The sequence below is a fragment of the Candidatus Methylomirabilota bacterium genome (genome assembly GCA_036001065.1).
Lineage (GTDB): Bacteria > Methylomirabilota > Methylomirabilia > Rokubacteriales > CSP1-6 > MNEF01.
Map to the genome: position 1 here is coordinate 1 of DASYUQ010000132.1, position 1,905 is coordinate 1,905.

Annotated in this window: 1 protein-coding gene; it reads right to left on the minus strand. The window is 71.6% G+C overall.

Annotated elements, in window-relative coordinates; translation table 11 throughout:
• Positions 1-1,896, minus strand: a 1,896-nt coding sequence (locus tag VGV13_13090; GenBank protein ID HEV8642029.1) for an acetate--CoA ligase, incomplete at its 3' end; no start/stop codon positions are given.
• Positions 1,897-1,905: the final 9 nt, after the last annotated feature.

Consider the following 1,905-nt stretch of genomic DNA (forward strand, 5'->3'; position numbering starts at 1 on the left):
CGCCTCGGCGACGGCCTTGACCGCGTCGGGGTTCTCGAGCGACGAGAGGTCTCCGGGATCACGGCCGAGATACGTGGCCCGGATCACCCGCCGCATGATCTTGGCCGAGCGCGTCTTGGGCAGGTCGCGCGCGAACAGCACGCGCTCGGGCTTCAACGCCTTGCCCATCTGCTGCGCGACGCGCTCGGTCAGCTCGGCGCGCAGCGTCTCGGAGGGCGCCGTGCCCGGCTTGAGCACGGCGAAGCAGACCACGGCCTCGCCCTTGACCTCGTGGGGCACGCCGATGACGCCGGCCTCGGCCACCCCCGGGTGCCCGACCAGGATCGATTCGACCTCGGCGGGCCCCAGCCGCTTGCCGGCAATCTTGAGCGTGTCGTCGGAGCGTCCCTGGAGGAACCAGAAGCCGTCGTCGTCGATCAGCGCCCAATCGCCGTGGACCCACACCCCGGGCCAGCGCGACCAGTACGTCTCCTCGTAGCGCTGGGGATCGCGCCAGAACCCCTGGGTCATCCCGGGCCACGGCCCGGTGACCACCAGCTCGCCGACCTGGCCGCGCACCGGCCGGCCATCCTCGCCGAACACGTCGGCGGCCATCCCGGGGATGGGTCCGGCGAACGAGCAGGGCTTGAGGGGCGCGATCGGAAAGCACCCGAGGATGCCGCCGGAGATCTCGGTGCCGCCCGTGTAGTTGATGATCGGCACGCGGCTCCCGCCGACGTGCTCGAACAGCCAGCGGTAGGGCTCGGGGTTCCAGGGCTCCCCGGTCGATCCGAGAATGCGGAGCGACGATAGATCGTGGGCACGCGGGTGCTCGAGGCCGTGCGGCATCAGCGCGCGCACCGCCGTCGGCGAGAGGCCCATCACGGTGATTCGATGACGCGCCACCAGCGCCCACAGCCGGTCGGGCTTCGGGTAGTCGGGCACGCCTTCGAAGAGCACGCCGGTCGCCCCCAGCGCGAGCGCCGCCGTGATGAGCATGGGGCCCATGAGCCATCCCAGGTCGGTGAGCCAGAAGAGGCGATCGCCCTCGCCGACGTCGTGGCAGTAGGCGAAGTCGTTCGCCGTCTTGAGCAGGAAGCCCGCGTGGGTGAGCACGGCGCCCTTGGGCCGGCCGGTGGTGCCGGAGGTGTAGATGATGAGGCAGGGGCGGTCGGACTCCACCGGCACCGCCGGGCAGTCGTCGGAGGCCGACGCGACGCTTTCGTGCCACCAGTGATCGCGTCCCGCCGTCCACGGGACGTCGCGCCCGAGCCGGCGGTAGACGAGGACCCGCCGGATGCTGGGGCACGCCGCCACCGCCTCGTCGGCGGTCTCCTTCATCCTCACGACCTGGCCGCGACGGTGGAAGCCGTCGGCGGTGATGAGGAGCTTCGCCTCGCAATCTTGCAGCCGGGAGGCGACGGCCTGGGCGCCGAATCCGGAGAAGCACGGCGTGTAGATCGCGCCGATGCGGGCGATGGCCAGCGTGGCGATGGCCGCCTCGGGCGACATCGGCAGGAACACGCCGATCCGGTCACCCTCGGCGATGCCGAAGCTTTTGAGCGCGTTGGCCAGCCGGTTCACCTCCCGGGCCAGCTCGCGGTAGGTCAGCGTGCGCGTCTGTCCGTCGTCGGCCTCCCAGACGAGCGCCGCCTGGTCCGCCCGCCCGGCGTCCAGGTGACGGTCGAGGCAGTTGTCGGCGAGGTTGAGGAGCCCGCCGGAAAACCACGCCGGCCAGGCGGGGCCGCGCGAGTCGTCGAGGACGCGCGCGTAGGGCCGCATCCACCGGATCCCCAGATCGCGCACGACGGCGTTCCAGTACCACTCCGTGTCCTCCAGGGAGCGCTTCTGGAGCTCCCCGAGCGAGCGAAGGCCGTTGGCGCGCATCAAGCGCGTGATCCGGGCGCGCTCGGCAATGTCCGGGGT